Genomic DNA, 23,151 nt, shown 5'->3' with positions numbered 1-23,151 from the left:
AGCAATCAGTGAAAGCTGACCCTATGGCAGATTTCTTCGGAAAAATCATCCGAGTTGCCCGAGAGGCGAATGAGCTTTTCGTAGCTGGCGATCTTCAGGTCATGGCGGCCTACGGGAGACAGTATGTTGCGGGCAGCAAGCTTGCTTATTGTCCTGGAAACCGTTTCGATCGTCAGACCCAAGTAGTCGGCGATGTCCTGCCTGTTCATCGGTATCGACAGCGTTTCCTTTTTGACAGGCGAACGTTCGGCAAGCCGGACGACGAAACTGCAAAGCCGCTCCTCGGCATTCTTTTTCGACAAGAGCACCATCTGTTCGTGGGCTGCCGCCATCTCCTGACTGAGCAAAGCGATATACTCGGGGCGCAGGCGTTCGGACCGTGCGACCTCGTCATGGAAGCTTTTGCGCGAGACCCTGCGGATTTTGCACTCGTTTACCGCTTCGGCAGTGAACAGATAGATTTCCTGTAACGCTGCGCCGATGAGATCCCCGGCAAACAAAAAAGCGGTAATCACCCGACGGCCTTCGCCAATGATACGCTGGATGCGAACCACGCCCTCCACAACCTGAAACAAGTGGTTGGCCTTGTCTGCCTCCCAACAGATTGTCTTTCCCGGCGAAATGGTTTCGGTCGACGAAAACTGGAAGATATCGGAAAGCGAAACCGCCCCGCCGACAATTGCATCACGTTCGAAAGTGGCGGTTTTCTGCATCAGCATTTGCTTGCCCTCGCTTGTCTGTTGAGGGGCAATAGATCCGCTCGATGTCACACACCGATGAGCACAGTGTGCGAATTGGCGAGATCGTGTGACAGTTTGTAACAACTGAGCTTGCGCTCTCACGATCTCCACTATCGTTGACATAGATCAAGGATGGCGCGCTCTCGGCATGAGAACAGTCCCGGCACGTGGCAAGAAAGGCGACCCTACCGGGCTGTCCTGTGCCTTGGGGACGACGACATGAACTACTCAACAGAAACAATGGCGGTCGCGGTCAGCGCGTTCCTAGCACTGGTGGCAGCCGGGCTCGCACACGATCAACTCTTCGCCGCTCACATGTGGATACTCTTTTGGTGTCTGCTTGGCGGCACCGTGCTTCTTCTGAGGCGGGTGGACTTTTCGACGGCAGGGCGCAGCCAACCGAAAGTCGATGCTTCCGGCTACTTCGACGAAGTCATACGGTACGGGCTGATCGCAACAGTGTTTTGGGGCGTTGTTGGCTTCCTGGTGGGCGTGGTCATCGCGCTGCAGCTGGCTTTCCCGGACCTCAATTTCGCGCCCTACCTCAATTTCGGGCGACTGAGACCCGTGCACACATCCGCGGTGATTTTCGCGTTTGGTGGCAACGCCCTGATCATGACGTCGTTCTACGTTGTTCAGCGGACCTGCCGCGCGCGCCTGTTCGGCGGCAGCCTGGGCTGGTTCGTCTTCTGGGGCTACCAGCTCTTCATCATCATGGCGGCGACCGGCTATGTTCTTGGTATCAATCAGGCACGCGAATATGCCGAGCCGGAATGGTACGTCGACGTCTGGCTGACCATTGTTTGGGTCGCCTACCTTGCTGCCTTCCTCGGCACGATCCTCAAGCGCAAAGAGCCGCACATCTATGTGGCCAACTGGTTCTACCTGGGCTTCATCGTCACGATTGCGATGCTGCATGTGGTCAACAATCTCGCCGTACCGGTTTCGTTTTTGGGATCGAAAAGCTACTCGGCGTTTTCCGGGGTTCAAGACGCTCTGACGCAATGGTGGTACGGTCATAACGCCGTGGGCTTCTTCCTGACTGCCGGCTTCCTGGGAATGATGTATTACTTCGTTCCCAAGCAGGCGAACCGTCCCGTCTATTCGTACCGGCTGTCGATCATCCACTTCTGGGCCCTGATCTTCATGTACATCTGGGCCGGTCCGCACCACCTTCATTACACGGCCTTGCCGGACTGGGCGCAAACGCTCGGCATGGTCTTCTCGGTAATGCTGTGGATGCCGTCCTGGGGTGGCATGATCAACGGTCTCATGACCTTGTCGGGCGCATGGGACAAGATCCGGACCGATCCGATCATCCGCATGATGATCGTCGCCATCGCCTTCTACGGCATGTCGACCTTCGAAGGTCCGATGATGTCGGTGAAGACCGTCAACTCTCTGAGCCACTATACGGAGTGGACGATCGGGCACGTCCATTCTGGCGCTCTCGGCTGGGTAGGCATGATCACCTTCGGCGCGATCTACTATCTGACGCCGAAGCTTTGGGGCCGCGAACGCCTGTACAGCCTGCGCATGGTCAACTGGCACTTCTGGCTCGCCACTCTCGGCATCGTGGTTTACGCCGCCGTTCTGTGGGTCGCCGGCATTCAGCAGGGTCTGATGTGGCGCGAATACAACTCGCAGGGTTTCCTCGTCTATTCCTTCGCGGAAACCGTCGCGGCGATGTTCCCATACTATGTGCTGCGTGCAGTCGGTGGTGGGCTTTACCTGGCCGGGGGCGTGGTCATGGCCTGGAATGTCTTCATGACGATCCGCGGCTACCAGCGCGACGAGGCCGCAATTCCAACCGCTTTCGTGCCCCAGGCGCAACCGGCCGAGTGAGGTGAGACAATGGCATCGATACTAGACAAACATCAAATCCTCGAGAAAAATGCGACCTTGCTTCTGGTGGGTTCGCTCCTGGTGGTCAGCATAGGCGGCATCGTCGAGATCGCTCCCTTGTTCTATCTTCAGAACACGATCGAGAAGGTGGAGGGGATGCGTCCCTATTCGCCGCTCGAACTGGCTGGACGCAACATCTACATCCGCGAGGGTTGCTACCTTTGCCACAGCCAGATGATCCGGCCATTTCGCGATGAAGTGGAGCGGTACGGCCATTACTCCTTGGCGGCCGAGTCCATGTATGACCATCCCTTCCAGTGGGGATCGAAGCGAACCGGTCCGGACCTGGCGCGCGTCGGCAACCGCTACTCCAACGAATGGCACGTTCAGCATCTGTCGAACCCACGCGGCGTCGTGCCGGAATCGATCATGCCGAGCTATGCCTTCCTCAAGGAGCAGGAAGTGACGGTGAAAGACATCGGGATGGACTTAAAGGCTAATGAGGATGTGGGGGTCCCCTACACCGATGAGATGCTCGCCAACGCCGAAGCGGACATGAAGGCTCAGGCCGATCCGAACGCTGACACGAGCGCGCTGCTCGCGCGGTATCCCAAAGCGAAGGTCGGCGACTTCGACGGCGATCCTACGAAGCTGACCGAGATGGACGCTCTCGTGTCGTACCTGCAGATGCTCGGAACGTTGGTCGACTTCTCGACCTACGACGATGCCAGCGGCTATCGGTGAGGTGAATACATGGAAACCTATACGGCAATGCGGCACTTCGCCGACAGTTGGGGTCTCTTGGCAATGGCGCTGTTCTTCGTAGGTGCGGTGTTCTTCACCCTTCGCCCTGGAAGCAAGGAAAGCGCTGCCGAGGCAGCCGATATTCCCTTGAAGGATGACTGAGATGTCGGACAAACATGTAGATGAATTGAGCGGCGTCGAGACCACCGGTCACGAATGGGACGGAATCCGCGAACTTAACAATCCGATGCCGCGATGGTGGGTGTGGACGTTCTATGCAACGATCCTTTGGGCCGTTGGATACGCCGTGGCGTATCCTTCGATCCCGATGATCAAAGACACGACCAAGGGCATTTTGGGTTTCTCCAGTCGCGCCGAGCTACAGCAGGAGGTCGATCACGCCAGCCTCGCGCAGACGAAATTCAAAGATCTCATTGCCGGGAAGACTGTGCAGGAGATCGACGCAAACCCGAGCCTGCGAGAGTTCGCTATCGCAGGCGGCGCGTCTGCCTTCAAGGTCAATTGCGCGCCGTGCCACGGATCGGGTGCCACCGGTGGACCCGGTTTTCCGAACTTGAACGATGATGACTGGCTTTGGGGCGGCGATTTGGATGCCATCCAACACACAATTGCTCACGGCGTTCGCTTCGATGCCGACACCGACACGCACGTGTCGGAAATGCCAGCCTTCCGCGACATTCTGGATGCGACCCAGATCAAGCAGGTGGCCTCGTATGTCTGGAGCCTGACCAACGGTCCATCGGATCCGGCTCTCGCCGAAGCGGGCAAGCAGGTGTTTTTGGACAACTGTGCCGCCTGCCACGGCGACGACGGCAAGGGCAAGCTCGATATGGGTGCACCCAACCTTGCCGATGCAATCTGGCTGAAAGGGCGAGGGGAAGAGGCAATCGCTCGCCAGGTAGCCGCGCCGAAACACGGAGTTATGCCGGCATGGTCGGCACGCCTCGGCGAAACAACTGTGAAGGAACTGACCGTCTTCGTTCATTCGCTTGGCGGTGGAAAGTAAGGAGCCTAAAAATGTCCACTCACGACCATAATGCCCTGCTCTCCTTGTATGGCACTCCGCGTGCCGTCATTCGCAAGCGGGTATCAGCTCGCGCAAAGATCGTCCCGCCGGCACGCGAAGAAGATGATCCCGAAAAGCTCGGCAGTTCGATCGTCAATTTGACCTGCCTCAAAGACCACGAGACAACAAGTCGATAGAGCCCTATTTGTCGATGGGAGGACGTCCCGGTGGGGTTCGTCTCCGCAGCTCCTCCCGGCCGCGCCCTCTCTCAAAGGCGCGGCTTTTTTCTTTCGCCAACCTTCTTGGTTCTTGATCTGCGTCAAGGAGCCGCTTCGCCAGAAATGGGAAAACGTGCCCGATGACAAATCGGACATATCCCTATGAATCTTTATACAGCGCCGGATCCGAAGGACGTCGAGCGGATCTCCGCCGAGGCAGTCAATGCCAAAGGAAACCGGCCGCCGCTCTACGCAGCGCGCAAGAAGGTTTTCCCCAAGCGTGCCGAAGGGCGGTTCAGGCGATTTAAATGGATCGTGATGCTTGTGACGCTAGGTATCTACTACCTCGCGCCCTGGATCAGATGGGATCGCGGGCCGTACGCGCCTGATCAGGCGATCCTCGTCGATCTCGCTTCCCGACGGTTCTTCTTCTTTTTCGTCGAGATATGGCCGCAGGAGTTTTACTACGTCGCCGGTCTCCTCGTGATGGCAGGCTTCGGTCTGTTTCTTGTCACCTCTGCCGTCGGACGTGCCTGGTGCGGCTATGCTTGCCCGCAAACCGTGTGGGTTGATCTGTTTCTCGTCGTCGAGCGGGCGATCGAGGGTGATCGCAATGCCAGGATGAAGCTCGACAGCGCTCCATACACCTTCGAGAAGCTGAGAAAGAGGGTGATCAAGCACGCCATCTGGCTGCTCATCGGTGTGGTGACCGGAGGGGCCTGGATTTTCTATTTCGCGGACGCGCCGACGCTGTTCATTTCGCTCGCCAAGGGAAGTGCCCCCGCCGTCGCTTACGCCACGGTCGCCACCTTGACTGCAACGACCTACGTTCTCGGCGGATTGATGCGCGAGCAGGTATGCACGTACATGTGCCCGTGGCCCCGCATCCAGGGCGCGATGTTGGACGAAAACTCTCTTGTCGTCACCTATAACGACTGGAGGGGCGAGCCGCGTTCGCGTCATTCCAAGAAGACCCAGGCCGCCGGACAGAGCGTCGGCGATTGTGTGGACTGCAACGCCTGCGTGGCGGTCTGCCCGATGGGGATCGACATCCGTGATGGTCAGCAGATGGAATGCATCACCTGCGCTCTCTGCATCGACGCTTGTGACAATGTCATGGACAAGATCGGAAAACCCCGAGGCCTGATAGCGTACGCAACCCTCAGCGAGTACGCACAGAACATGTCGCTCGCTACAGACGGCGGGAGGATGCCCATCCAACCGGCGAAGGTCCGAAACACGGATGGTACCTTCGTTGCATCCATCCGCCACTTCAATTGGCGCATCATCTTCAGGCCACGAGTGCTTTTCTACGCCACCGTATGGATTGCGATCGGACTGGGAATGCTGGTCCATCTGGCAATGCGCGAGCGGCTCGAACTCAACGTCGTTCACGATCGAAATCCGCAATACGTGCTGGAGTCTGACGGATCGATCCGGAACGGATACACCCTGCGTATCCTGAACATGGTCCCCGCTCCGCGCAAAGTCACCCTCAGACTTGAGGGGCTTGACGGCGCAACGATGCGCATTCCGGAGCTCTCGAAAGGAGATGCCCGGACTTTCACGATCGACGCGGGCCCGGACGCGGCAACAAGCCTCAAGGTCTTCGTTACACGCCATGGTCACGGGGACGCGACGAGCGGTTTCCTGTTCATTGCTGAAGATGACGAGCATCAGGATAGAGCGATTTACAAGGCTGCCTTCAATTCGCCAGGAGAGACACAATGACACTTCGGACAGCAGCTTCCAGAGGGTTTACCGGCCGCCATATGCTCACAGCCATGATCGCATTCTTCGGAGTGGTAATCGCGGTGAACGTCACCATGGCCTGGTACGCTTCATCCAGCTGGAGCGGCCTGGTCGTCGAAAACACTTACGTGGCCAGCCAGGAGTTCAATAGCAAGGCAGCGGCCATGAAGGCGATGGCCGTCTCCGGGATCACCGGAACGCTCTTAGTACGCGGCGACGCAATCGACTATGCGATCCGCAACAAAGACGGCTCGGTGGCCGACGCCGACAACGTGACGTTGTCGTTCAGACGGCCGGTCGGGGACCATGAAGATTTCCAGGTTTCGCTAAACAAGAAGGCGAACGGTCTTTTTGAAGGACGCCATGAAGTGCGGAAGGGAGATTGGATCGTGGAGATCGTCTCGCGCAAAGGTGGCGCGGTCGTCATGCATGAGGCAGCCAGGATCGATACTGCGGAGTTCGGCCAATGACTTGCTGCACGATGAATGCAGAGAGTGTCCTGGCTCTCAGCGCGACGTCGCATAGCTCCGAGGAAATCGTCCTGTCGAGCCACTCCATCGGTGACGGCCTGCGCCAACTCGATCTCAGCGTTCCGGGAGTCCACTGCGGAGCGTGCATCACCTCGATTGAAGCCGCGCTTGCCCGCCTCCCTTTCATCAAGAATGCACGGGTCAATCTGACCGCCAAGCGCGTAAGCTGCACATATCTCGAAACTCTCGACGGACGGGTTGTCGACCCGGCCGACATCCTCGCGGCGATCGCGAACCGTGGATATCAGGCTCATCCGTTCACCCCGATGACGCCCGAAAACGACAATCTCAAAAACCAACTCCTTCTGGCAGTTGGCGTCTCTGGATTTGCCGCGGCCAACATAATGTTGCTCTCGGTGTCCGTCTGGTCAGGCGCAGATGCCGCCACACGCGACATGTTCCATTGGATATCGGCGATGATTGCCGCACCCGCGTTGATCTATGCGGGGCGGTTCTTCTTCTCGTCAGCGTGGAATGTCCTGAAGCATGGTCGGACTAACATGGATGTCCCGATCTCGCTGGCGGTCATGCTTTCCTACCTGGTTTCGCTTTGGGAGACGATACATCACGGAGAACATGCGTGGTTTGATGCCTCGGTATCGCTCCTCTTTTTCCTGCTAATCGGAAGGACGCTCGACCACATCATGCGCGAGAAGGCCCGAGCCGCGATCAACGGACTGGCGCGTCTTGCGCCCCGCGGTGCGCTGGTCCTTTCAGATGACGGGAGCAAAAGGTTTGTCCTTGTGGACGAGATCGCGATCGGCGATCAGGTCGCTATTGCTGCCGGCGAGCGTGTTCCGGTTGACGGGGTGGTAGCGAGTGGTGCGAGCGAAATCGACCTCTCCATCGTAACCGGAGAAAGCAATCCGGTGGCCGTCGAACCCGGCGACCGGGTCAGTTCAGGTGCCATGAACCTCACAGGATCGCTGGTCTTGCGGACCACCAAAACGGCGCGGAACTCGCTGTTGGCGGAGATCATCGCCTTGATGGAGGCGGCTGAAGGCGGACGGGCGCGGTACAGGCGCATTGCCGATAGAGCGGCCGCACTCTATTCGCCGGTGGTACACTTGCTCGCCTTGGCCTCCTTCTTTGCCTGGGGCTTTCTTGGCGGGGATTGGAAGCAGGCGATGCTGGTGGCCGTTGCTGTCCTCATCATCACCTGTCCATGTGCACTTGGCCTGGCGGTTCCGGTGGTTCAGGTTGTGGCGGCGGGCGAGCTGTTCCGTAAGGGAATCATGGTGAAGGATGGTTCGGCGCTCGAAAGGCTGGCCGAGGTCGATACTGTCGCTTTCGATAAGACCGGTACCCTGACGATGGGACGCCCACGTCTTGTCAGCATCGAGAGCGGTGAAAAGCAATCTGTCGCGATCGCCGCGGCTATGGCTGTCCATTCCCGGCATCCTTTGTCGCAGGCACTTGCCTACGGCGTCGATACGGCTCGTCAAGCCGTCGAGACAGTCAGGGAGATCCCCGGTGGTGGCCTTGAGGCGCAGATAGGAGCAAGCACATATCGGCTTGGCAGCGGCAAGTTTGCGTGCGGGAGCGATACCGAAGCAGCTGAAAATGCCCCCTTTTCCGAGGTCGTGCTATCACGTGACGGCGTTCGGCTTGCGCGGTTCTCCTTCGACGACACTTTGCGACCGGGCGCTGTCGAAGCTATCGCTCAGCTCGCTGCCGCCGGAGTTGGCGCGGCCATCCTGTCGGGTGACCGCACACCCGTAGTCCAAAATACGGCCCGTGCGGTTGGGATTGAGCGTGCCCTAGGGTCGTTGACCCCAAAGCAAAAGGTCGAGGAGTGCCAGCGATTAGGGACGGACGGCCATCAAGTTCTCATGGTTGGTGATGGGATCAACGACGCCCCCGCGCTTGCGGCAGCAAAGGTCTCAATGGCTCCGGCTTCTGCTTCAGACATCGGCCGCCAAGCCGCCGATCTCGTTTTCTTTAACGAGCGGCTCGACGCTGTTCCGCAGGCAATCAGCGTGGCGAGACGCGCGGCGCAGTTGATCCGGCAGAACTTCGCATTGGCCATCGGCTACAACGTGCTGGCCGTGCCGATTGCCATCGCCGGCTACGCCACTCCCCTGATCGCAGCGGTCGCGATGTCAACTTCTTCCGTCATAGTCGTGACGAATGCACTTCGCCTGAACTCTTTCGGCGGACGTTCCAGCACCGCCGAGCCATCATTTTCGCCGGAGGTCAAAGACGCATGAACATGTTGATTTACCTCATCCCCATCGCGCTCTTCATGGGTGGGATAGGCCTCGCAGCGTTTCTTTGGTCGCTCAAGAGCGGACAGTATGACGACCTGCAGGGAGCCGCTTGGCGGATACTTGTCGACGACGACCGTGATTCATAACGGCTGATACAAAGAACGAAAGGAAAATTCGATGCTCGGAGGAAGAACCGCGGACCTGCTGCGATCGGACCTGCTCAGGGGGCTTAAGAGTGATGCCAGGCAAAGTCTGACCGATCTGGCCCAAGTCCGTTCATACCCTTCGTTTGGACAGATCGTTCGGGAGGGAGAGAGAGCCGATTTTCTGTATTGCGTTCTTAACGGTCACATCAGGCTTTCAAAATCGGCAGGCACGACACGCGAAGCAGATATTCGCATTTGTGAACCAGGCGACACGTTCGGGGAATGCCTTGTCGCAGGTGGGACCTCCTATGCCTACAGCGCATACGCCGCGGAGCCGACCGACCTTGCCTTGTTGGAACTTTCGGCGGTTCGACGGCTGGTGGAGCAATATCCATCGATCGAGCGGAATATCATGCGACTAACCGCGCGCCATCTGCTGGCGACGATGGATTGCGTGGCGAGTGATCGACTTCACACAGCCGCCCAAAAGGTAGCGCACTACCTTCTTGGTCGATGCCCTGGAGACGGTCCGTCGGCAACATTCAAGCTGCCTTATCAAAAGCGCGTCTTGGCGGGCAAGCTCGGCTTGGCCCCCGAAGCACTGTCACGTGCCTTTGCAAGTCTGGCACGAGCAGGGGTGGCCGTTAAAGGAAAGACGATCCACCTCGAGAACCTGCGGCTATTGAGCAATGAAGCCCGCGATCGATAATCGGTCGCATTGCGACATTCGGACTATGGTTTTGCATGTACAGGTACGGTATCTCTTGCGCGAATGCTGGAGTCGATGAATGACGGATAAAGAGGCTGATCGGCTGTTGGTGGTCGATGATGATCCGAGGATCGCACAAATGCTGATCCGTTATTTCGAAGATAACGGATACCGCGTGACCGCTGTGGGGAACGGTGCGGCAATGCGAACCGAGCTATCGAAAGGTAAATTCGCTGCGGTCTTTTTGGACTTAATGCTTCCCAGAGGCGAGAGCGGATTGGAGCTTCTCAAGGAATTGCGAAACACGTCCGATGTTCCAGTCCTTATGCTCACCGGGCAAGATGACGTCACGGACAAAGTGGTCGGCCTGGAAGTCGGCGCGGACGACTACATAGCAAAACCATTCCATCTGCGTGAGCTTCTTGCGCGGCTTCGAACGGTGCTGCGCCGTCGCACCGCAAGCGACACCGGAGCAAGACAGGAGGTCAACGGAGAAGAGAGTTTCTCGTTCGACGGATGGCGGCTGGACATATCCCGTCGAAAACTCACATCTCCGGCAGGCGACGACGTATCGCTGACGACCGGCGAATTCGACATGCTTGTGATTTTCGTGAAGAACCACGGACGGGTTCTGTCGAGGGAAACTCTCATGGACCTCACCAGAAGCAGGAACCTCGAGGCGTTCGACCGTACCATCGATGCGCAGATCGTTCGCTTGAGAAAGAAGATCGAGAATGATCCCAAAGACCCGACGCTGATCCAGTCGGTGCGAGGTATCGGCTATGTCTTTACGGGCCGGCCGGGTTAACTGATGCGAATTTGATCGCCGTCAATGTTCGAGTGGCCAAATCCAATATGGTAAGGCAACAACGTACATGCGGTCACGATGATTATTTGGATTCTATTCGCGCTGATGACGACTGCCACAACGGCAGCTCTCTTGCATCCCCTTGCCTCTCAGCGGCTGCGGAGTGCCCAAGGTGCTCTCAAGGCCTCGGACGTTTATCGAGATCAGTTGCGCGAACTCGATCGCGACGTGAGTTCTGGCCAGATCGACAAAGCTCAATTCGAATATGCGCGCGCGGAAACGGCTCGCCGGCTTTTCAAGGCCGTAGAGACAGGCGAGACAACGACCTCTTCGTCATCGTCTTCTTCTCACAGGCGGCTAAGAGCAGCGGTGGTGCTGATCCTTCCGATCGTGTCGATCGGTCTCTACGTTGCGCTGGGCGCGCCGGATATGCCATCGCAACCGCTCGCTGCTCGCATGGAGAACCCAGGCCACGACATGCGAATCCTCGTTGCAAAGGCTGAGCGCCATCTCGTTGACAATCCGGATGATGGCAAAGGCTGGGATGTTCTGGCACCGATTTATCTCAAGACGATGCAGATCGACCAAGCGGAGAAAGCGTTTCGCAACTCGATCCGTCTGCTCGGGCCAAGTCCTGCCCGTCTCGACGGATTGGCCGAGACGCTCATTAATGCTTCTGACGGAACCGTGACCGGCGATGCGCGCAAGGCATTGGAGGCATCGCTTGCAATCGAGCCAACCAACGCCCACGCGAAATTCTATATTGCGCTGAGCTTGGAACAGGCGGGCAAGACAACGGAGGCCAAGGCTGCCTTTGAGGCGCTTGCCAAGGGGTCACCTGCAGGCGCGCCATGGCTGCCGGCCGTGAATGAGCATATTGCCAGTAACGGCAGCCCCGAGGCGGTCGGCGACGCCAAAACGCTTTCCGGTCCGACACAGGCTGTGCAGAGACTGAGCGGGGCGGATCAGCAGCAGGCTATCCGAAACATGGTGGAAAGCCTCGACGGAAAGCTGGCCGCTGATCCTCGAAATTTGGACGGCTGGGTCCGGCTGATGCGATCTTATGCCGTGCTGAAGGAGAACGATAAGGCCGCCGCTGCCTTTGCACGGGCGCTAGCGTTCTTTCCCGCCTCCGGCGACGAGGGCAAACAGTTGATCGCGTTGGCGCGAGATCTAGGCATCACGACCGAAGGAACTACAAAATGACTCGCAAGCACAAGCGTCTGGCCGTGATCGCAGGGGGTATGGGCTTTATCGCTGCCGCGGTTCTCCTCGTCATGTTCGCGTTCAGCCAATCGGTCGCCTATTTCTACATGCCCGCCGATTTGGCGAAGACGCCGGTTGCCCCGCAGACGCGTATTCGCCTCGGTGGGCTTGTCGGCGAGGGCAGCGTCGTGCGCGGGAAAGGCTCGACCGTGGAATTCGACGTGACGGACGGCAGTGACCAGTCCGTGAAGGTCAGATATTCCGGCATCCTCCCAGATCTTTTTCGTGAAGGACAGGGCGTGGTTACTGAAGGAAAGTTCGACGCGGCGAACCACGAGTTCATCGCAGACAGCGTCTTGGCGAAGCATGACGAAAAGTACATGCCGAAGGACGTGGCGGACAGATTGAAATCACAGGGTCTTTGGCAAGAAGGGCAGGGACCGCAAGCAAAGGCCGTGCGATGATAATCGAAATCGGACACTACGCGCTAATCCTGGCGCTGGCGACCGCAATGGTTGTCTCGGTTGTACCGATGGACGGCGCGCGCAAGCACGATCATGCGATGATGGATGTCGCGCCACTTGGCTCTGTTGTCCTGTTTTCGCTGGTTGCATTCTCTTTCGGCGTGCTGACCTATGCCCACGTTGTTTCCGATTTTTCGGTCCAGAATGTCTGGGAGAATTCGCATTCGCTGGTCCCGGTGCTCTACAAGTACTCCGGCGTCTGGGGGAACCACGAAGGCTCCATGATGCTCTGGCTGCTGATCCTGACGCTATTCAGTGCGCTGGTCGCGGTATTTGGCCGTAATCTGCCCGATACGCTGCGCGCCAACGTGCTGTCGGTGCAGGCTTGGGTCTCGGTAGCCTTCATACTCTTCATTCTGCTGACCTCCAATCCGTTCATCCGCATTGATCCGGCACCGGCAGAAGGCAGAGACTTGAATCCTGTCCTGCAGGATATCGGCCTGGCCATCCATCCGCCGCTGCTCTACCTCGGTTATGTCGGCTTCTCTGTATGCTTCTCGTTTGCGATCGCGGCGCTCCTCGAAGGTCGCATCGACGCGGCATGGGCACGTTGGGTGCGGCCGTGGACGTTGGCCGCCTGGACCTTTCTGACGCTGGGGATCGCGATGGGTTCCTATTGGGCCTACTACGAGCTTGGGTGGGGTGGCTGGTGGTTCTGGGATCCAGTTGAAAATGCTTCTTTCATGCCCTGGCTTGCCGGCACGGCACTGCTCCATTCGGCACTGGTGATGGAAAAGCGCGAAGCACTGAAAATCTGGACGGTGCTGCTCGCAATACTGACATTTTCGCTTTCCCTGATGGGGACTTTCCTGGTTCGCTCCGGCGTGCTGACGTCTGTGCATGCTTTCGCAAGCGATCCCAGCCGGGGCGTCTTCATCCTCTGCATCCTGTTGGTTTTCATCGGCGGCGCGCTTTCGTTGTTCGCGTTCCGCGCACCGATGCTGACCGCTGGCGGGCTGTTTGCGCCGATTTCGCGTGAGGGCGCGCTCGTGCTGAATAACCTAATCCTCACGGTCGCGTGTGGTACGGTCCTGATTGGCACCCTTTATCCCCTCCTGCTCGAAACTCTGACAGGAGACAAGATTTCTGTAGGCGCACCCTTCTTCAACATGACCTTCGGCCTGCTGATGGTACCGCTACTCCTGGTCGTTCCCTTCGGTCCTTTGCTTGCCTGGAAACGGGGCGACTGGCTGGGCGCGATGCAGCGGCTTTATGTGGCCGCCATCCTGGCCTTCGTCGTGGCTCTTGCCCTTTTCTATGCCGAACATGGCGGCCCTGTACTTTCTGTGCTTGGGCTCGCGGCGGGGCTGTTCCTGGTGTTCGCCGCTTTTGCCGACCTTTGGTATCGGGCTGGTATCGGCAAGCTTTCAGCCAACGTTGCCTGGCACAGGCTCAAAGGGCTGCCGCGTTCGGCGTTCGGCACCGCGCTTGCTCATGCAGGACTGGGTGTGAGCGTGCTGGGCATTGTCGCGGTTTCCACGTTCGCGACTGAGCACGTCATCGAAATGAAGCCTGGCCAGTCTGTCGACGCCGGCGGCTACGCACTTGTCTTTGACGGCATGCGGCCTGCGGTAGGACCGAACTTCAAGGAAGATCGCGCGCATTTCGTCATTCGCAAAGCCGGCGACGAGGTCGCCGATGTTTGGTCGGCGAAGCGAATTTATGCCGCACGCCAGATGCCGACGACAGAGGCGGGCATCGCCACATTCGGTCTCAGCCAGCTCTACGTTTCCTTGGGCGATCCGATCGATGGCGGAGGGATTGTCGTTCGCATATGGTGGAAGCCATTCATCCTCTGCATCTGGGGCGGTGCCATCCTGATGGCGATCGGCGGTTTCGTGTCGCTCAGCGACCGACGGCTTCGCGTGGGTGCACCGAACCGCAAGGCGAAAGCTGCAAAACCAACCATAGTTGCGGCGGAGCCTGCCGAGTGACCCTGCGCATCGGCTTGCTCTTGGCGCTGGTGGTGACCGCAGCAACTCCGGCCATCGCCGTAAATCCCGATGAAATGGTGGCCGATGCCGCGCGAGAGGCACGGGCGCGAACGATCTCCGCCGAAGTGCGCTGCATGGTCTGCCAGAACCAGTCGATCGACGATTCCAACGCCGCACTTGCGAAAGATCTGCGGCTTTTGGTCCGGGAACGCATTACAATAGGCGACAGCGACGAAGAAGTTCTCGCCTACCTCGTCGATCGCTATGGCGAATTCGTTCTGCTGAAGCCTCGCGTCAATGGCCATACTCTGCTGCTCTGGATGTCGCCGGTTCTGCTCGTGCTATCGGCCGTCGCCACTCTTGTCTGGATGTCGCTCCGGCGGAACGGCCCGCCTCCTCCTGCGCTGAGCGAGGACGAACTGGCTAAGCTTGACGATATCGTTCTTTAGCGAGCTGATCCTGATGGGTCGCGTGTTTGACCAAGATCAAAGCTCCGCAATGCGTTTTCGGGCATCGTGAACGAGAGAGGCAATTCGATAGCGAGGCAAGATCGATGCAAGCAAAGGACATAATGAGCACGACGGTAATTTCCATCAGCCCGTCTGCCAGCGTTCGGCATGCAGTGGCGGTCATGCTGCAAAACAGGGTCAGCGGCCTGCCGGTCGTCGATGACGATGGACGGGTATGCGGCATGGTCACTGAGGGTGATATGTTGCTGAGACGGGAGATCAGAGTTTCCCCACGCATCGCCAGGCCCATCGAAACGATCTCGGAGATTGACCTCGAGCGCTACATCCACAGCAACGGGTGGTGCGTCGCCGACGTAATGTCCCGGGACGTCATCGTGGCACGCCCGGATAGCGAAGTCGCTGACATCTCGGAAAGTCTGCAAACCCACAGGATCAAGAGATTACCGATCGTCGGGGGCGGAAAATTGGTTGGCATCGTAAGCCGGAGAGACATTCTCCGGATTATAGTCGACGCACCGACGACAGTGCTTCCGAAGGATGACGACGCGATCCGCCTCGCGATCCGGACGCGGCTGAGATCAGACCTGGGGCTGACCTCTCAAAGAGTGCAGGTGTTCGTGGAACGTGGACAGGTGATCGTCCAGGGACAAGTCGACTCGGAGTTGAAGCGTAAGGCGGTTCGCGCTCTGATCGAAAGCCTGAAAGGGGCGGCCGGATACGTCGATCGAATGAGCGTCGCGGCTATATAGGATGGCCCGGTGGCCCGACTACTCTAGGTTCGCCGGCAGCAGGTGTCTCGTCCCGGAATATCGGGAGGTGGAGGCTTGCTTGACCTACCCCTGAAGCCAAGCAAGCCGTCCCCACTTTATGCGGGATCCCTGACCCGCACCCAGGACATTAGTCGTTCGGGTCGATAACTCTTTGATCGAGATCAAACAAAACGACCGCACGTTTCGACCGGAACGGCCCGTTTCATTGAAGCAGCGGATTAGTCCGCTAGCGCGGCTTCGATTGCCGGACCCAACTCATCATGAAGTGCTCTATCGTCCAGCGGACCGACGTGTTTGAGAACAATCCGGCCCGTCGGGTCCACGACAAACGTCTCAGGCACACCGTAGACGCCCCAATCTATGGCGTTTCTTCCCGTTTCATCGACACCGACTGCGTCGAATGGATTGCCGTACTGCGCGAGGAACTTCAACGCGTCTTCCGGATCGTCCTTGTAATTGATGCCCAGCAGTTTGATCCGCGGATGCCGGGCCAAGCTCATCAGAGCGCGATGTTCTTGACGGCACGGGACGCACCAGGACGAAAACACGTTCACTACGGTGACGCCGTTTCTAAAGCGTTCTTCGGTGAGGCCGGGCCGGCCGAGGCCGGTCAAAGGCGGAAGATTGACCGTAGGACGAGACTGGCCGATGAGCGCCGAGGGCAGGGTGCTCGGCCGGTCGCCGTCGACAGCTTCCTTGCGGAGCATCGTGCCTGCAGACCAGGCAAAGCCGAGAAAGCAAAGCAGCGGCAATCCCGCCAGGAGCACACGTCTGCGCATCATCGACGATCGCGACCCTGTGATTGAGGCGAAGCTTTGACCGACCGGCGGCTCTCGGCAAGCATAAGAACCTGCTTGCGATTGCTGATGCCTGTCAGCCAGACCTGAACTATTGCGGCAGTCATTACCACCGCCGTGAATGCGTAGGAGGCGAAAACAAATTGCTGATGATCCATTTTAACAGTCCCTGTTGGCCGCTGCGCGTGCGGCGAGTCTTCGTTGTGACATGATCCGTCGCCGCCAGATTTCGTTGCGGATGGAGGCGAGATAGAGGGTGAAAAACAACGCCGTGAATGCTGTGGCCATCGCCATCAATGGGATCAGGAACTCGATGTCGAGCGCCGGTCCGTCGAACCTGATTACGCTCGCCGGCTGATGGAGGGTGTTCCACCAATCCACGGAAAACTTGATGATGGGTATGTTGACGAAACCCACGATGATCAGAATGGCTGTCAGGCGGGCGGCTCTCGTCGGTTCGTCGAGAGCTCGGTTCACCGCCACGATACCCAGATACATGATGAACAGAATGAACATGGACGTCAGACGCGCGTCCCAGACCCACCAGGTTCCCCACATGGGCTTTCCCCAAAGAGCGCCCGTTACGAGAGAAATCAGCGTGAAGGCCGCACCCAAAGGGGCGGCAACCTTTGCGGCGACATCCGCAAGAGGGTGTCTCCAGACCAGCGAGCCCACCGCGTTGGCGGTCATGACGGTATAGCACAGGAGTGCCAGCCATGCCGCGGGGACATGAACGTACATAATTCTCACCGTCGAACCCTGCTGATAGTCGACGTCAGAAGTGAAGCTCAAATATAGCCCGAGGATGAAGGCCAAAGCCGTCATCACGGCTAAGGCCGGAATAACCCGTTCGGCAATCTCCACGAATTTTGAAGGGTTTGCTGCGCCCGCTAGCAGGCCTGTGATGCGCTTGGTCGTTCTCATGACGCCACCCTTAATGGGAAAACGTCGCGCAGAAATTGATGTCGATCAAACACCTTGGCGAATTTTTTGCGATCCAAATTGATGGAGATCAAACACGTGGTTTCCAATTGCTCTTAGATCATGCGCCTGAATAGGGAGCAGACGATGGATTTCGAAGCGTTCTTTAAAAACGAGTTGGACGGGCTTCACAGCGAAGGCCGCTATCGCGTTTTTGCCGATCTTGAGCGTCACCGCGGCAGCTTTCCGCGCGCCACACGCCATACGGCAGACGGCCCGAAAGAAGTGACGGTCTGGTGCTCCAACGACTATCTCGGCATGGGCCAGAACCCGAAGGTGATCGAGGCGATGAAGAATGCCATCGATCACTGTGGCGCGGGTGCGGGAGGCACCCGGAATATCTCTGGCACCACCCACTACCACGTTCTGCTCGAGCGCGAGCTTGCCGATCTTCACGGCAAGGAAGCCGCGCTGATCTTCACGTCTGGCTATGTTTCCAACTGGGCGGCACTCGGCACGCTCGGCGCCAAGATCCCTGGCCTGATCATCTTCTCCGACGCGCTGAACCACGCGTCGATGATCGAAGGCATCCGCTATGCCAAGTGCGAGAAGGTGATCTGGAAGCACAACGACATCCACGATCTCGAAGCCAAGCTGGCGGCCGCCGACCCGAAGGCGCCGAAGCTGATCGCGTTTGAATCCGTCTATTCGATGGATGGCGATATCGCGCCGATCAAGGAAATCTGCGACCTCGCCGACAAGTACGGCGCCATGACCTATCTCGACGAAGTCCATGCCGTTGGCATGTATGGACCGCGCGGCGGCGGCATTGCCGAGCGCGAAGGCCTGATGGATCGCCTGACGGTGATCGAAGGCACGCTCGGCAAGGCCTTCGGCGTCATGGGCGGCTATATCGCTGCCTCGACGGCGCTTTGCGATTTCATTCGTTCCTTCGCATCGGGCTTCATCTTCACCACGGCCTTGCCGCCGGCACTTGCCGCCGGTGCGGTCGCCTCGATCCAGCATCTGAAGGTCAGTCCCTTCGAGCGTGCGCGTCACCAGGATCGTGTCCGCAAGCTGCGGGCACTGCTCGATCAGCGCGGCATCCCGCACATGCCAAACCCAAGCCATATCGTCCCGGTCATGGTCGGCGATGCGGCAAAGTGCAAGTGGATCTCCGACCTGCTGATCGACAATTGCGGCGTCTATGTGCAGCCGATCAACTACCCGACGGTGCCGAAGAAGACCGAGCGTCTGCGCATCACCCCGACGCCGCTGCACAGCGATGCCGACATCGAGCATCTCGTGGACGCGCTGCATTCGCTGTGGTCGCGCTGCGCGCTCGCCCGGCACGTTGCTTAGCGGGACGAAGACACGAAACCGCGGAAGCTTCAAGGTGTTGAATAAATACAACGAGGCGTACGAAGATGGCCTAGCTGTGACACCATTTGCATCGGATTACCAGAAATGGCTTATCCCGTTCGCGCAGGTATTAACCACATGTAGCGTTTGCGCAGGACGGATATCCCCTGCTCCGATATCGGGGCGGGATGAGCGAAAGCCTGTTTCCAACGCGCTGGGCCAACGATAGGCAGCCATCGCTGGAGAAGTTCCCGTCGGACTTCTCCGACGACTTTGCGTGCGCCGACTCCCTCGCGAAGAAACGGTGGCAATCCGGCTTCGAATGTCCAAGGTGCGGCGGCAACCTTGCGAGGTAGCAGCAACGTTCTCAAGAGATGCGGACGCGGCGTGCCACCTGGCCATTGCTTTCCCAGTATGTGTGCTTTTTGGCGATCAAGGGATCGTCCATTGCCGGTTGAATCTGGCCAGTGGTACTGATCGCGCGTGAGGTCACAGTGTGTTCTCCAGGAGAGGGATTTGCCCAATCCAAGGACCAAATTTTCCAAGCGTGTTCGGCTTCCTCACTGTGATCAATGATCGCTGGTTTCCATGGCGTTTGATCGATTTGCACTTCGACCCGGTCGATCGGTGCCCCCCAGGCCGCACCGATAATGCGGTAACCTGAGTCTGTCCGGGTGACCTTTGCGGGCGCGGACTTTATCAGGGCTCGGCCGACTGAGGTCTCGATCCATCTGGTCTCGCCGTTGTGCTCTTCCTCCCGGATGGTGACATAGTCGCGGGCCATCAGCAGGTTCATGAAGCGGGTATCGCGAACTTCGATTCCCTTCAGCCACTTGACGTTGGCGATTCCGTACCAGCCTGGAGCAATCAGCCGCAACGGGAAGCCGTTGGGCGCCGGCAGACTCGCGCCGTTCATTTCATAACAGAGAAGATTGTCGGGGTTCATCGCGTCGGCGAGCGACATGCTACGAGCAAAGTGCTGTGGCATCTTGATATCTCGTATCGTGACATCGCCGATGTCGGTACCGAAGAAGACTACCTCTATACCATTATCAAGGACGCCGGCTTCGTGCAGAATCGGAGCAAGCGGCGTGCCTGCCCAGCGGGCATTGCCGATGCCGCCCGTAAAAAATGGGAAACCGTGGTTGCCCGAGCATTCCACTGTAAAAACGACCTCCTGTCGCGGTCGCGACTTGATGTCAGCAAGCGTCAATTTTAACGGCTTCTTGACCAGCCCACCGATATCGAGGGACCACGATTTCTCGTCAATCGTCGGTCGATTGAAATGCGCGATGCTGAAGAACTTGTCATTTGGAGTTATGAAGGTATCCAAATCTTCCCAGACGAGCTGCGTCTGGATAACGGCCGGATTTGGATTTTCCGTCGGCTGATCGAGCCACGGAATAACCTTCTCGCCCGTCTGCGTCGGAAAAGCGTTGACCCCCGAAGCGTACAGACCCGCGATTCCGGCGAGAACCGCACTTCCTTGAACGATAAATTCTCTGCGTTGAAGATCAGGCATGTTCTATCCTCCCGGATGCCATCCGGAACGGACTGCAATGCGCCTTAGCCCGTAGCCTAAAGGACGGATATGCACACGATTTTTACCCCACCCGGAAATGCCCCGAACGAAGTCAAGCGTCAGCTTCGCATATCAAACATGCAGCACCGGACGACTTCTACTTTGCCTCGTATCCGTAATATGCGCGATTGCTAAATAATAGTCTATAGTCGTGGACAGAGCATTATGACGGAAACTCGGGATAATCGGCCGCTATGGGCGGATATTGTTAATTTGGTCGGCGGTCGATTGGCTTGGGTCGTCGTGATTCACTATCGTTACTGCTTCGAGAGGATGATCACGTCCCCGACGAACATATGCTGCGCGGCATCGATCGTTTCCTCGACTGCGGCGATATCCGCAGAGAGATGAAGCCATTTTACAGCTCATTCGCCGGCCTTCGATTGATCCAGAGCTGATGATCCGGATACTGCTCGTCGGCTATTTTGATTCTGCGCCCCCTCCGGCCTGAGAACCGCTCCCTATTTCGATTTGGGAATGGAATTCCGCTCCCCTCGATATACTATTAGAGGCGTCCACCTGTACGAACGGGATAAGCCCTTTACCAGACAGCATCCCGCCGGATGCTGTCTGGTTCTGCGCACAACAACAAACCAGGGGGTCAGAACGCACTCCACTGATCTTCGGCTACGCCAGATGCTCTGCCGCCGAATGCCCTTGCGACTTGCGCGGCCACTCGATGTGCCGGCGAGGATACGTTGTGATGCTTTGTATTTGTTTGCTCGGTTGTCATAGACGATACTCGGTCGCCGACCCTGAATTGGCCAACCAACTGGAACAATGCGTGAGCCTCCTTTGCCAGACTGTGGCTGGCCGCGGTCGACTCCTCGACCATCGCTGCGTTCTGCTGGGTTCCTTGGTCCATCGCATTCACGGCGGTGTTTATTTCCTTCAGGCCAGTCGTCTGTTCTTTTGATGCCTCGACGATCGCGGCAACATTCACATTGATCTGCTGCACTTGCTGAACGATCTTTTCCAGGACCTCACCCGTTTGATTGACTAGGCTGACGCCACTCTTGACCTGCTCTCCCGACATATTGATCAGACCCTTGATCTCCTTTGCCGCGGTCGCGGACCGTTGGGCCAATTCGCGCACCTCCTGCGCCACGACAGCAAACCCTTTTCCCGCTTCGCCGGCACGCGCCGCCTCGACCCCCGCATTTAGCGCCAGGAGGTTAGTTTGAAAGGCGATATCATCGATGACGCCGATGATGTTCGAGATCTCATTGGAGGAACTCTCGATTTGGCCCATCGCGGCAATGGCCTTGCGAACGATGGCCCCCGACTTCTCGGCATTGTCGCGCGTCACGGCGACGAGGTCGCCCGCTTCCTCTGCACGCCGGCTGGAATCGGCAACCGTCGTGGTAATTTCCTCGAGCGCTGCCGCCGTTTCCTCCACCGACGCCGCCTGCTGTTCCGTTCGTTTCGACAGGTCATCCGCGGCGGCGCGGATTTGGGTGGATCCAGCCGCGATTGCCCGTGCATTGTGGCCGACATCTTCCATCGCCGTGCGGAGTCTTGCGACAGCTTGGTTGAAGTCGGTGCGAAGCCGCTCCAGCGAGGGGATGAACGTCTTTTCCAGGGAGAGGGTCAGATCGCCTTCCGCAAGCATGCCGAGCGACTGCGCGAGCGTTTCGACGTTCTCGACGCGTCCGGTGATATCTGTGGCGAACTTGACGATCTTGAACACACGGCCGTTCATGTCGAAAATCGGGTTGTAGGACGCTTGCACCCAAACGCGCTTGCCTCCCTTGCCGAACCGCAGGAATTCCTCGGCAGCATACTCACCGCCGCGAAGGCGATCCCAAAACTTTTCGTACTCGGCACTTTGCGCATAACCCGGATCACAGAACATCGAGTGATGACGGCCTTCAATTTCGCCGGACCGATAGCCAAGAGCCGCCAGGAAATTCTCATTGGCTGTGATGATGTCGCCGTTCGGGCTGAACTCGATAACCGCCTGGGCCCGAGATAGAGCGTCAAGCTTGCCGGCGTCTTCCGCACTCTTGAGCTTCTGCCCCGTTATATCTGTTGCGAACTTGACGACCTTGTATGGTTTGCCCGCGCGCACCACCGGATTGTACGATGCTTCGATCCAGATCTGTTTGCCAGCCTTGCCAATCCTCCGGTATTGACGGCGATCGAATTCGCCTCGGCCTAGTCTTGTCCAAAAATCGCGGTATTCAGCCGACCGGGCTTCACCGGGATCGACAAACATCCTGTGATGTTGGCCCACGATCTCGCTCAAATCGTAGCCTAGCGAACGGCAGAAATTGTCGTTCGCGGTCAGAATCTTTCCATCGAGAGTGAACTCGATAATAGCCTGGGATTTGTCCATTGCCGCCAATACAAGTGCAGCATCAGACCTTTTTCCGAACAGGAAACTCATTGCCCCTCCTGAAGTTATTGCTGGAATAATATCACTTCCTCATCCACAACAATTTCTGCTTGCAAGAAGCTTGCAACGCAGTTTCTTTGCAAGCTTAAGTAGAACTGCGCATGGGTGTCCGATTAACAATATTCGTTACATGGTTTAATATTGGTTAATTTGGCACAAAACTCCAACATACTACTTGTTGGTGCAAGGACTGACCGAATCTATTCTTGCTTTTCGTCAGTTTTCTTATCGGTCGAGCTTTGCCTAGGTGTTTTGACAATTGCCGCTCTGAACACACCCAGACCATTCGGACACCGCACGCAATCTGGGCGGCGGCCTGAGTGCGCCCTACAACCATGTCCGCAAGGCGTGCCGGCTCCAGGAACGATTGTGATTGTTAGCAGGTCTCTCCGTTTCTTGATCGCGATCAAAGATCGCCGGGGCAAGAGCTGGCACAAGGGCACAACCGCTTCTCAAGG

General features: G+C 57.9%; 23 protein-coding genes and 1 pseudogene. 19 read left to right on the top strand and 5 right to left on the bottom strand.

Annotation, left to right across the window (positions count from 1 at the left end; translation table 11 throughout):
- Window positions 1-5 precede the first annotated feature (5 nt).
- On the bottom strand, window positions 6-719 hold the full coding sequence (locus ACSQ9D_RS21445) for a Crp/Fnr family transcriptional regulator (protein WP_436284002.1): 714 nt from the start codon (window positions 717-719) through the stop codon (window positions 6-8).
- A 240-nt stretch (window positions 720-959) separates the two neighbouring features.
- Between ACSQ9D_RS21445 and ccoN the strand changes: the two genes are divergently transcribed.
- From ccoN to ACSQ9D_RS21365, 16 genes are all read left to right on the top strand, one after another.
- On the top strand, window positions 960-2,585 hold the full coding sequence (ccoN, locus tag ACSQ9D_RS21440) for a cytochrome-c oxidase, cbb3-type subunit I (protein ID WP_436284001.1): 1,626 nt from the start codon (window positions 960-962) through the stop codon (window positions 2,583-2,585).
- Between the two features lie 9 nt (window positions 2,586-2,594).
- The gene (gene ccoO / locus ACSQ9D_RS21435; RefSeq protein WP_037118576.1) at window positions 2,595-3,329 is read left to right on the top strand and encodes a cytochrome-c oxidase, cbb3-type subunit II; all 735 of its coding nucleotides are present in this window, start codon (window positions 2,595-2,597) and stop codon (window positions 3,327-3,329) included.
- A 9-nt stretch (window positions 3,330-3,338) separates the two neighbouring features.
- The gene (locus tag ACSQ9D_RS21430; RefSeq protein ID WP_037118574.1) at window positions 3,339-3,491 is read left to right on the top strand and encodes a CcoQ/FixQ family Cbb3-type cytochrome c oxidase assembly chaperone; all 153 of its coding nucleotides are present in this window, start codon (window positions 3,339-3,341) and stop codon (window positions 3,489-3,491) included.
- Window position 3,492: 1 nt separating this feature from the next.
- Window positions 3,493-4,356 carry a cytochrome-c oxidase, cbb3-type subunit III gene (gene ccoP / locus ACSQ9D_RS21425; protein ID WP_436284000.1) on the top strand — a complete coding sequence of 288 codons (864 nt, stop codon included), beginning with the start codon at window positions 3,493-3,495 and terminating at the stop codon, window positions 4,354-4,356.
- A gap of 11 nt (window positions 4,357-4,367) precedes the next feature.
- Window positions 4,368-4,553 (top strand): hypothetical protein, encoded by a 186-nt coding sequence (locus tag ACSQ9D_RS21420; RefSeq protein WP_436283999.1) that lies wholly within the window; start codon window positions 4,368-4,370, stop codon window positions 4,551-4,553.
- 183 nt (window positions 4,554-4,736) lie between these two features.
- Entirely contained in the window at window positions 4,737-6,305 is a 1,569-nt protein-coding gene (gene ccoG, locus ACSQ9D_RS21415; protein ID WP_436283998.1) for a cytochrome c oxidase accessory protein CcoG, read from the top strand.
- Window positions 6,302-6,796, top strand: coding sequence for a FixH family protein (locus ACSQ9D_RS21410; protein WP_436283997.1), 495 nt, complete (start codon window positions 6,302-6,304; stop codon window positions 6,794-6,796). Before ccoG ends, ACSQ9D_RS21410 begins: the two co-directional genes overlap by 4 nt.
- A complete protein-coding gene (locus tag ACSQ9D_RS21405) occupies window positions 6,793-9,066 on the top strand; it encodes a cation-translocating P-type ATPase (RefSeq protein ID WP_436283996.1) in 2,274 nt (757 codons plus the stop codon). The genes ACSQ9D_RS21410 and ACSQ9D_RS21405 overlap by 4 nt, the downstream gene beginning before the upstream one ends.
- Complete coding sequence (gene ccoS / locus ACSQ9D_RS21400) at window positions 9,063-9,212, top strand: cbb3-type cytochrome oxidase assembly protein CcoS (protein ID WP_037118566.1); 150 nt, start codon at window positions 9,063-9,065, stop codon at window positions 9,210-9,212. The genes ACSQ9D_RS21405 and ccoS overlap by 4 nt, the downstream gene beginning before the upstream one ends.
- A gap of 31 nt (window positions 9,213-9,243) precedes the next feature.
- Complete coding sequence (locus ACSQ9D_RS21395; protein ID WP_436283995.1) at window positions 9,244-9,921, top strand: Crp/Fnr family transcriptional regulator; 678 nt, start codon at window positions 9,244-9,246, stop codon at window positions 9,919-9,921.
- 79 nt (window positions 9,922-10,000) lie between these two features.
- Window positions 10,001-10,729 (top strand): response regulator, encoded by a 729-nt coding sequence (locus ACSQ9D_RS21390; protein ID WP_436283994.1) that lies wholly within the window; start codon window positions 10,001-10,003, stop codon window positions 10,727-10,729.
- Window positions 10,730-10,807: 78 nt separating this feature from the next.
- Window positions 10,808-11,935: a c-type cytochrome biogenesis protein CcmI gene (ccmI, locus tag ACSQ9D_RS21385; protein ID WP_436283993.1), complete on the top strand. Its 1,128-nt coding sequence runs from the start codon at window positions 10,808-10,810 to the stop codon at window positions 11,933-11,935.
- Window positions 11,932-12,399: a cytochrome c maturation protein CcmE gene (ccmE, locus tag ACSQ9D_RS21380; RefSeq protein WP_436283992.1), complete on the top strand. Its 468-nt coding sequence runs from the start codon at window positions 11,932-11,934 to the stop codon at window positions 12,397-12,399. Before ccmI ends, ccmE begins: the two co-directional genes overlap by 4 nt.
- Complete coding sequence (locus ACSQ9D_RS21375; protein ID WP_436283991.1) at window positions 12,396-14,393, top strand: heme lyase CcmF/NrfE family subunit; 1,998 nt, start codon at window positions 12,396-12,398, stop codon at window positions 14,391-14,393. The genes ccmE and ACSQ9D_RS21375 overlap by 4 nt, the downstream gene beginning before the upstream one ends.
- Complete coding sequence (locus tag ACSQ9D_RS21370; RefSeq protein ID WP_436283990.1) at window positions 14,390-14,842, top strand: cytochrome c-type biogenesis protein; 453 nt, start codon at window positions 14,390-14,392, stop codon at window positions 14,840-14,842. Before ACSQ9D_RS21375 ends, ACSQ9D_RS21370 begins: the two co-directional genes overlap by 4 nt.
- Window positions 14,843-14,946: 104 nt before the next feature.
- The gene (locus ACSQ9D_RS21365) at window positions 14,947-15,612 is read left to right on the top strand and encodes a CBS domain-containing protein (protein ID WP_436283989.1); all 666 of its coding nucleotides are present in this window, start codon (window positions 14,947-14,949) and stop codon (window positions 15,610-15,612) included.
- A gap of 239 nt (window positions 15,613-15,851) precedes the next feature.
- On the opposite strand, the gene ACSQ9D_RS21360 is transcribed toward ACSQ9D_RS21365, so the two are convergent.
- Window positions 15,852-16,415, bottom strand: coding sequence for a DsbE family thiol:disulfide interchange protein (locus ACSQ9D_RS21360; protein ID WP_436283988.1), 564 nt, complete (start codon window positions 16,413-16,415; stop codon window positions 15,852-15,854).
- A gap of 174 nt (window positions 16,416-16,589) precedes the next feature.
- Window positions 16,590-17,354, bottom strand: coding sequence for a heme ABC transporter permease (locus ACSQ9D_RS21355; RefSeq protein WP_436283987.1), 765 nt, complete (start codon window positions 17,352-17,354; stop codon window positions 16,590-16,592).
- Between the two features lie 144 nt (window positions 17,355-17,498).
- On the opposite strand from ACSQ9D_RS21355, the gene hemA reads away from it, so the two are divergent.
- Together hemA and ACSQ9D_RS21345 are read left to right on the top strand one after the other, a co-directional pair.
- Complete coding sequence (gene hemA / locus ACSQ9D_RS21350; RefSeq protein ID WP_436283986.1) at window positions 17,499-18,713, top strand: 5-aminolevulinate synthase; 1,215 nt, start codon at window positions 17,499-17,501, stop codon at window positions 18,711-18,713.
- 188 nt (window positions 18,714-18,901) lie between these two features.
- Window positions 18,902-19,069, top strand: a complete 168-nt coding sequence (locus ACSQ9D_RS21345) for a transposase (protein WP_436283985.1) — start codon at window positions 18,902-18,904, stop codon at window positions 19,067-19,069.
- Window positions 19,070-19,080: 11 nt separating this feature from the next.
- Here the strand turns inward: ACSQ9D_RS21345 and ACSQ9D_RS21340 are convergent, their stop codons facing one another.
- Complete coding sequence (locus ACSQ9D_RS21340) at window positions 19,081-20,235, bottom strand: sulfite oxidase (protein WP_436283984.1); 1,155 nt, start codon at window positions 20,233-20,235, stop codon at window positions 19,081-19,083.
- A gap of 287 nt (window positions 20,236-20,522) precedes the next feature.
- Between ACSQ9D_RS21340 and ACSQ9D_RS21335 the strand changes: the two are divergent.
- A pseudogene (locus tag ACSQ9D_RS21335) lies at window positions 20,523-20,719 on the top strand (IS5/IS1182 family transposase); the annotation flags it as partial.
- Window positions 20,720-20,896: 177 nt separating this feature from the next.
- On the opposite strand, the gene ACSQ9D_RS21330 reads toward ACSQ9D_RS21335, so the two are convergent.
- Entirely contained in the window at window positions 20,897-22,684 is a 1,788-nt protein-coding gene (locus ACSQ9D_RS21330; protein WP_436283983.1) for a methyl-accepting chemotaxis protein, read from the bottom strand.
- Window positions 22,685-23,151: the final 467 nt, after the last annotated feature.

Origin of the sequence: Rhizobium sp. LjRoot258, assembly GCF_964254185.1 — a bacterium.
Lineage (GTDB): Bacteria > Pseudomonadota > Alphaproteobacteria > Rhizobiales > Rhizobiaceae > Rhizobium.
The sequence above is the reverse complement of the archived record's forward strand: the minus strand, read 5'-3'. Positions and strand labels throughout refer to the sequence as shown.

Bases quoted from the DNA above. Each gene is read 5' to 3' on its own strand.
- ACSQ9D_RS21430 (WP_037118574.1), top strand. From the start codon at position 3,339: ATGGAAACCTATACGGCAATGCGGCACTTCGCCGACAGTTGGGGTCTC.
- ACSQ9D_RS21420 (WP_436283999.1), top strand. From the start codon at position 4,368: ATGTCCACTCACGACCATAATGCCCTGCTCTCCTTGTATGGCACTCCG.
- ccoN (WP_436284001.1), top strand. From the start codon at position 960: ATGAACTACTCAACAGAAACAATGGCGGTCGCGGTCAGCGCGTTCCTA.
- ACSQ9D_RS21445 (WP_436284002.1), bottom strand. From the start codon at position 719: ATGCTGATGCAGAAAACCGCCACTTTCGAACGTGATGCAATTGTCGGC.
- ACSQ9D_RS21355 (WP_436283987.1), bottom strand. From the start codon at position 17,354: ATGAGAACGACCAAGCGCATCACAGGCCTGCTAGCGGGCGCAGCAAAC.
- ACSQ9D_RS21410 (WP_436283997.1), top strand. From the start codon at position 6,302: ATGACACTTCGGACAGCAGCTTCCAGAGGGTTTACCGGCCGCCATATG.
- ACSQ9D_RS21365 (WP_436283989.1), top strand. From the start codon at position 14,947: ATGCAAGCAAAGGACATAATGAGCACGACGGTAATTTCCATCAGCCCG.
- ccmE (WP_436283992.1), top strand. From the start codon at position 11,932: ATGACTCGCAAGCACAAGCGTCTGGCCGTGATCGCAGGGGGTATGGGC.
- ACSQ9D_RS21390 (WP_436283994.1), top strand. From the start codon at position 10,001: ATGACGGATAAAGAGGCTGATCGGCTGTTGGTGGTCGATGATGATCCG.
- ACSQ9D_RS21360 (WP_436283988.1), bottom strand. From the start codon at position 16,415: ATGATGCGCAGACGTGTGCTCCTGGCGGGATTGCCGCTGCTTTGCTTT.
- ACSQ9D_RS21330 (WP_436283983.1), bottom strand. From the start codon at position 22,684: ATGAGTTTCCTGTTCGGAAAAAGGTCTGATGCTGCACTTGTATTGGCG.
- ACSQ9D_RS21375 (WP_436283991.1), top strand. From the start codon at position 12,396: ATGATAATCGAAATCGGACACTACGCGCTAATCCTGGCGCTGGCGACC.
- ACSQ9D_RS21340 (WP_436283984.1), bottom strand. From the start codon at position 20,235: ATGCCTGATCTTCAACGCAGAGAATTTATCGTTCAAGGAAGTGCGGTT.
- hemA (WP_436283986.1), top strand. From the start codon at position 17,499: ATGGATTTCGAAGCGTTCTTTAAAAACGAGTTGGACGGGCTTCACAGC.
- ccoP (WP_436284000.1), top strand. From the start codon at position 3,493: ATGTCGGACAAACATGTAGATGAATTGAGCGGCGTCGAGACCACCGGT.
- ccoG (WP_436283998.1), top strand. From the start codon at position 4,737: ATGAATCTTTATACAGCGCCGGATCCGAAGGACGTCGAGCGGATCTCC.
- ACSQ9D_RS21405 (WP_436283996.1), top strand. From the start codon at position 6,793: ATGACTTGCTGCACGATGAATGCAGAGAGTGTCCTGGCTCTCAGCGCG.
- ACSQ9D_RS21395 (WP_436283995.1), top strand. From the start codon at position 9,244: ATGCTCGGAGGAAGAACCGCGGACCTGCTGCGATCGGACCTGCTCAGG.
- ccmI (WP_436283993.1), top strand. From the start codon at position 10,808: ATGATTATTTGGATTCTATTCGCGCTGATGACGACTGCCACAACGGCA.
- ccoS (WP_037118566.1), top strand. From the start codon at position 9,063: ATGAACATGTTGATTTACCTCATCCCCATCGCGCTCTTCATGGGTGGG.
- ACSQ9D_RS21345 (WP_436283985.1), top strand. From the start codon at position 18,902: ATGAGCGAAAGCCTGTTTCCAACGCGCTGGGCCAACGATAGGCAGCCA.
- ccoO (WP_037118576.1), top strand. From the start codon at position 2,595: ATGGCATCGATACTAGACAAACATCAAATCCTCGAGAAAAATGCGACC.